The sequence below is a fragment of the Streptococcus pseudopneumoniae ATCC BAA-960 = CCUG 49455 genome, from assembly GCF_002087075.1.
Taxonomy (GTDB): domain Bacteria; phylum Bacillota; class Bacilli; order Lactobacillales; family Streptococcaceae; genus Streptococcus; species Streptococcus pseudopneumoniae.
The window spans coordinates 8664-14961 of sequence record NZ_MWSM01000021.1 but is presented as its reverse complement, the minus strand read 5'-3'; the positions used below and the strand labels follow the sequence as shown (position 1 = coordinate 14961).

The 6298-nt window shown below is 40.9% G+C and carries 6 protein-coding genes; 1 reads left to right on the top strand and 5 read right to left on the bottom strand.

Translation table 11 applies throughout. From position 1 onward, the window contains the following. The 5 genes from B4W83_RS05935 to B4W83_RS05915 form a co-directional block, all read right to left on the bottom strand. Window positions 1-2350 (bottom strand): YSIRK-type signal peptide-containing protein (locus B4W83_RS05935; protein ID WP_142246433.1); only part of this gene is annotated, 2350 nt, incomplete at its 3' end. Between the two features lie 690 nt (window positions 2351-3040). Then, entirely contained in the window at window positions 3041-3175 is a 135-nt protein-coding gene (rpmH, locus tag B4W83_RS05930) for a 50S ribosomal protein L34 (RefSeq protein ID WP_000831907.1), read from the bottom strand. Between the two features lie 145 nt (window positions 3176-3320). Then, window positions 3321-4535 carry a pyridoxal phosphate-dependent aminotransferase gene (locus B4W83_RS05925; RefSeq protein ID WP_000666451.1) on the bottom strand — a complete coding sequence of 405 codons (1215 nt, stop codon included), beginning with the start codon at window positions 4533-4535 and terminating at the stop codon, window positions 3321-3323. 143 nt (window positions 4536-4678) lie between these two features. Continuing rightward, complete coding sequence (locus tag B4W83_RS05920; RefSeq protein WP_238375695.1) at window positions 4679-5209, bottom strand: phospholipase A2 family protein; 531 nt, start codon at window positions 5207-5209, stop codon at window positions 4679-4681. A gap of 47 nt (window positions 5210-5256) precedes the next feature. Further along, on the bottom strand, window positions 5257-5556 hold the full coding sequence (locus B4W83_RS05915) for a hypothetical protein (protein WP_000797852.1): 300 nt from the start codon (window positions 5554-5556) through the stop codon (window positions 5257-5259). Between the two features lie 171 nt (window positions 5557-5727). Between B4W83_RS05915 and B4W83_RS05910 the strand changes: the two genes are divergently transcribed. Continuing rightward, on the top strand, window positions 5728-6180 hold the full coding sequence (locus B4W83_RS05910) for a universal stress protein (protein ID WP_000079153.1): 453 nt from the start codon (window positions 5728-5730) through the stop codon (window positions 6178-6180). The last annotated feature ends 118 nt before the right edge of the window (window positions 6181-6298 follow it).

The following is a 6298-nucleotide window of genomic DNA, read 5'->3' as shown; positions in this document are numbered from 1 at the left end:
TCGTTGGTGTGGCTGGTGTTGCTGGTACAACTTTTACAGTTACTTGTTTGCTCGTTGTATGTCCTGCATCATCGGTCACTTTAAAGGTAATTGTCTTTTCTCCAAGATCTGCTGTTGTTGCAGCACCGAGATCAAATATATATTTCTTATGTGTATCAGTATCAACTTCACGATTAGGATTCGATGTTTGAGCCAAATGATTTGGATATTTATTCAACAAATCCTCGACATTCAATTTCACCTTGGTATCATCCTGTGCATCAAGCGTTATACGAATATTTTCTCCAATTTTCACTGTTTGACGTTCTGGTGTAACAGTCAATGTAGGTGGTTGGTTATCTGGTTGAGGGGTCGGTGTTACGGCATCACTTCGGTCTGATTTTACCTCTCCACCATTCTTAACGATGGTTTCAGCAGTAATAGGAGAACCAGGTAAAGCGTCTGTGACAGTCACCACTGCAGTTTTACCTTTTGTTCTACCTTCTCCGATAACTTTATCCCCATCATAAAGCTTCACTATCGAGCCATCCGGTACTCCGTCTCCCACATTCACTGTAAGTTGCTGTCCAGTGAGACCTTTCTTATTCTCAAAGCCTGAAATAATCGGTTTTTTAGGTTTAACGTTTAATGTAACTGTTCCGTCTGAGCCTGAGTTGGCATTTTCTGATGATGAACCATCCCCATACTTAGCAATTACTTTATAAGTAAAGACGCCAGCTTGAGCTGTACTTGGTTTACGATTATCTTTCCAGCTCCAAGACATTCCTGATGGGAACTCTCTACCACTTTTTGAAGTGACATACTTATCACCTACAGGATTATCTGAATTTGGAAGACTATCTCCCACCGTTTTGGTGTGTAAACTACCTTGGATAGGGTAGGCTTCTGCGTCTGTGCTGCTAACCAAGCGTGTCCCCGCCGCTGCATATACATATGCCGCTTTCGCATTGTAAGCAATCCCAGAACTAGTCGTCACAGCCATTGATCCAGCATTTTTTGCTTGCTCCTCAGTGACATTATCTCTCAATCGTAATTTAACATGATACTTGTAGGCATACTCTTCATTATGCGAAATGCTTAACAAATGTGAATAGGAAAGGGTTGGGTAGTTATTTCCTTGTTTAATAATAGAATTCAACTCAGGATTATGTTCTAAGTTTTTCAACATTTCCTGACGTTGATTATCTCTAGTTGGACCAGCCGTTAACTGATAGTGAGAATAGCTTGTACCCCAAGCTTGTTTACCACCATCGTCTTCATAATGTCCATTATTTAAAGGAACATGGTAAGTTTGACCATTTTTAACGAAAGCCGAAGGATTATGAGAGAGTAGCGTTTCCCCAGCTGTATTCTTTTTATACCGTTCATAATAAGCTTCGTAAATTGGACCTTTAGGGTACTGACTATTAGAATACAAAAGATCACGTGGGGGATAGAACCAGAACGCTTGTCTAGTCTGACCTGGAAGCGCATGTCCATTATTTTGGAAATACACATCATAAGTAAGGAACTTTTGCCCATTTTCCACACTGTATCTAGATCTCATAAAGGTCTTTTCAATCGTACGTGATTTATTATCAACTGTTGTACCACCGACAGACTTTTCTTCGGATATGTAGCCTTTAGGGCGCAACAAAGCACCTTCTACATCTGCATTATCTGCGGCGGAACGCGTAGACAAATCCCTCCTAGATCTTCTTCTAGGTTTGTCTTCTGGCACAGATGCAGAGGCAGCCCTGTCTGAACCCTCCTCCTTACGGTCGCTCCTTTCAGAAGAAGAACTCTTATCCGCTGCTTCGCTGCCCTGAGGCTGACTTTCTTCTTTAGAAGAACTTGATAAGACTGCCAAGTCCTTCTCCAACTTCTCAGCAAGACTATCAAGATCCCCTTGACCTGCATCAGTACGATCTAGTAATTCTTTCCCTTTTTGAAGTCGCTCCTTAATAGGACTTACAACTGAAGGATCGTGCTTCGAGTTGGTAGAAAGACGAGCATCTACCTCTTCCACTAGCTTGCGCAAGCGGCTGCTATCAACTTTAGTAGCTTTATCTTTAGCAGGTTGAGCTTCCTTATTTGCTGAAGGCTCACTGGCTACTTCAGCTTGATTTTCATCCCTTGCCTGCCCTGCTTCAGACAACTGCTCCCCATCTTTCGGGCTAGCTAGACCAGTAGTCGATGACGACGTGTTTTGGCTTGGGCTATCTGCACTCACAACGTTGGCCCCCATAAACATAAGAGCCGCAACCGCAACAGAAGCTGCACCAAAGCTATATTTACGAATAGAGAAGCGCAAGACTTTTTCACGTTGATGGCGCTTTACCCTACTGAGTGAATTCGATTTATCTTCCATGTTACCTCCTTAGAAGACTAATGATATAATAAAAAATAAGTTTCCCAACTCCCACTCCTTCAGAGAGTGAAGCTAGAAACAGCACCGTGATTCTTACTAGTGAGTAAATGATAGGAGATGAGACTAGGTCACCCTTAAGCCTCAAGCAACTATAATATCACAGCTATCACAGCTATCACAGCTATCACAGCTATCACAGCTATCACAGCTACATTATACCACTTTGATAAAATTAGTCAACACTTACCCTGACACTTTTATCATTTTTTTCATCGCTGAATCTCACTGAAAGTTCTATAAGGAAGTTAGCCATCCAGCCCTCCTAAAAATGAGATGGTTCAACTATAGTGAAATGAAATAAGAACAGGACAAATCGATCAGGACAGTCAAATCGATTTCTAACAATGTTTTAGAAGTAGAGGTGTCCTATTCTCGTTTCAATCTACTATAGCTTATGACGAGCCCTTCCTTTACCAGACAGATCTATAGCGAAAGGAAATAAAAACGCAACAGATTGATTAGGAAATGCAAAGCAATTTCTAAAACTGTTTTAGCAGTCGCTATCTACTTTCCTAGCTTCCAGCTACTCTATCTTTGACACCGGACTCATCTACTCTTGCCCCTATTTTTAAGCACAATAAAAGCCAGTAGACTCGAGTTCCTACTGACTTTCCTTCTCCGTGGTTTGGACTAGGCAGCCAAAACGTTGCGTCCTTTACGACGACGAGCTGCCAATACGCGACGACCGTTTTTAGTTGACATACGGTTACGGAATCCGTGTTTGCGCGCACGACGAAGTTTACTTGGTTGATAAGTACGTTTCACGATGAATACCTCCTCATAGATTTTGTATTCGTTTAGCCGGCTATAAAGTGATCAGTTACTAAACATACTTTACCATTCTATCTGATTCTGTCACTTTTGTCAATAGCTCTAGGCAAATGTTTCCAGCTTTTTTCTCATGTAAGCCCTATCTGCGATACTGTTTTAAGAAACGAGTCATCTTTTCTTGGATTTGGGCTAGTTCCTCGACACGAGGAAGGTAAACAATACGGAAGTGGTCTGGTTCCTGCCAGTTAAAACCGCGACCATGAACCAAGAGCACCTTTTCCTGCTTCAAGAAATCAAGGACAAACTGCTCATCATCATCGATACGGTACATATTGCGGTCGATTTTGGGGAAGATATAGAGACCCGCCTTGGGTTTAACCGCAGATAAACCTGGAATCTCTTGAATGGCATGGTAGATGAAGTTTCTTTGTTCATAAATCCGTCCACCAGGAAGGAGCAATTCATCGACTGATTGGTGACCACCTAAGGAGGTTTGGACGACTTGTTGGGCCAAAACGTTAGAGCAAAGGCGCATATTGGACAGCATATTGAGCCCTTCGATATAGCCCTTAACATGAGTCTTAGGGCCAGACAGGACCATCCAACCCACACGGAAACCAGCGATACGATGCGATTTTGACAGACCATTCATGCTGACACAGAAGAGATCCGGTGCCAGACTCGCCACAGGCGTATGCACATGCCCATCCATGACCATGCGATCATAGATCTCATCCGCAAAGATGATCAAGTCGTTTTGACGGGCAATCTCAATAATCTCCAGCAAGAGTTCCTTCGGATAAAGGGCTCCAGTTGGGTTGTTTGGATTGATAAGGACGATTGCCTTGGTATTGGAAGTGATTTTTGACTTGATATCCGCAATATCAGGGTACCATTCTGCAGCTTCATCACAGATATAGTGAACGGCATTTCCCCCAGCTAGGCTGACAGCCGCTGTCCAGAGAGGATAGTCGGGCATAGGCACCAAGACCTCATCTCCATTGTCCAAAAGCCCCTGCATGGACATGACAATCAACTCACTGACACCATTTCCAAGGTAAATATCATCTATAGCCACATTGGGGAATTTCTTCAGTTGGCAGTACTGCATGATGGCCTTACGGGCTGAGAAAATCCCTTTGGAGTCAGAATAGCCTTCACTATCACGCGCATTCATAATCAAGTCATGGATGACTTCGTCTGGCGCTGTAAAACCAAATTCTGCTGGATTTCCTGTGTTCAGACGCAAAATCTTTTCTCCATTTGCTCGCATCCGCATGGCTTCTTCCAAAACCGGACCACGGATATCATAAGCAACATGCTCTAACTTACTAGACTTGTTATATTCTTTCATCTTGTTTCCTCCATTCATCAGACTAGTAACATTATACCACTAGAAAAAGAATGCGACAAGTTTGCTGGAAGCTGTTACTAGATTTATATAGAAGAAAACCCTCGCTAAAAGCGAGGAAATAGAGGAGAGTTTAAAGAGAATAACTATCCACCATAATTTCTTATAGTAGAAAATAAGGTATAGGCTGCAGATGCATATAATCTCCCATCTGGAGATAATACGTCACTATCAAGAATAGCTTTTAACTGTTTGATAAATCGTTTATCACAATCAATATTCCAATATCCATTATCTCTATAACAAATATCGTGATCTTTACATGCCCAGTCTAAAATATCAATTGCATTCCCATTTCTATCATCCATTGTATGACCTGGACCACACCAATTACCATAAGTAGGAATCAAACCTCTTCTTATTCTTTTTATTACTTTATTATGAGATAGCTTCTGATTTTTATAACTTATAGCGAGTTCATTCACCATTTCTGCAAGAGTTATTGTTTCTTTATTTTCATTCTGTTCTTCCATAATATCCGTCCGAATAAAAGGAATATTCGATTCATCTAATTCAGTGTATTTTTTCAAAATAGTAATTGATTGATCTATATTATTGGAATTTTCCTGAGCTACAACAGGAATAACCATTCCAAAAGTAAACAATACAAACATCATTGTAATTATATATTTAGAACATCTCATATCAACACCTCAACTAATTTCTACATACCAAAAGATAAACCTAGAAAAAGCAAGCCTAAAAAGGAGTCATAGAGAAGATTGAACATGAGGAAAAGCCCCCATATCATCAAGTAATCCCAGCGACCACTTCTTTTAGCGACTAGGAATAATACCAAATGGTAGAGTAAATGAAAGACTAAAAAGCCAACAAAACCTGGATAAAGAAGCGGAATCAACCTATCTAATTGCCAGATCATGATCACTTCTACCAAGACCGAAGCTAAGATGATTCCATAATAAAGGAAATTTATTTTTTTTGATTCTTGAAAAGAGTTTTTCATAACCACTCCTCTCCAATCTATTCTATCTTTACTCTCACTCTTTTTTATATATTTTAACATATACACATACATATGTCAAGCGCTAACATTTTTTGAAAAATACTTTTTTTGCTTTACTTCTATAGTGAAAAGGTTTACAATTGTAGTAAGAAAATTTCAGGAGGTTTCATTATGGCACAACGTTACCAAAATATCATGGTCGCAATCGATGGTTCTAAGGAAGCAGACTTGGCTTTTGTCAAGGGAGTTCATTCTGCTCTACGAAATGACGCTAAACTCACCATCGCCCATGTCATTGACACACGCGCTCTCCAAAGCGTATCCACCTTTGATGCTGAAGTTTACGAACAACTCCAAGTCGACGCTGAAAGTCTGATGAAAGAGTACGAAAAACGTGCTAAAGATGCTGGTATGGCAGATGTTCATATCGTCATTGAAATGGGAAATCCAAAGACCCTACTGGCACGTACTATTCCCGATACTGAAGAAGTGGACCTCATCCTCCTTGGCGCAACCGGTCTCAACGCCTTTGAACGCCTCTTGGTCGGCTCTTCATCTGAATACATCCTCCGCCATGCTAAGGTCGATTTGCTGGTGGTGAGAGAACAAGAGAAAACCTTATAATTACAAAGAAAAGGAGCTCAGCGCTCCTTTTTGTTTACTATTTATACTCTTCGAAAATCTCTTCAAACCACGTCAACTTCCATCTGCAACCTCAAAAACATGTTTTGAGCTGACTTCG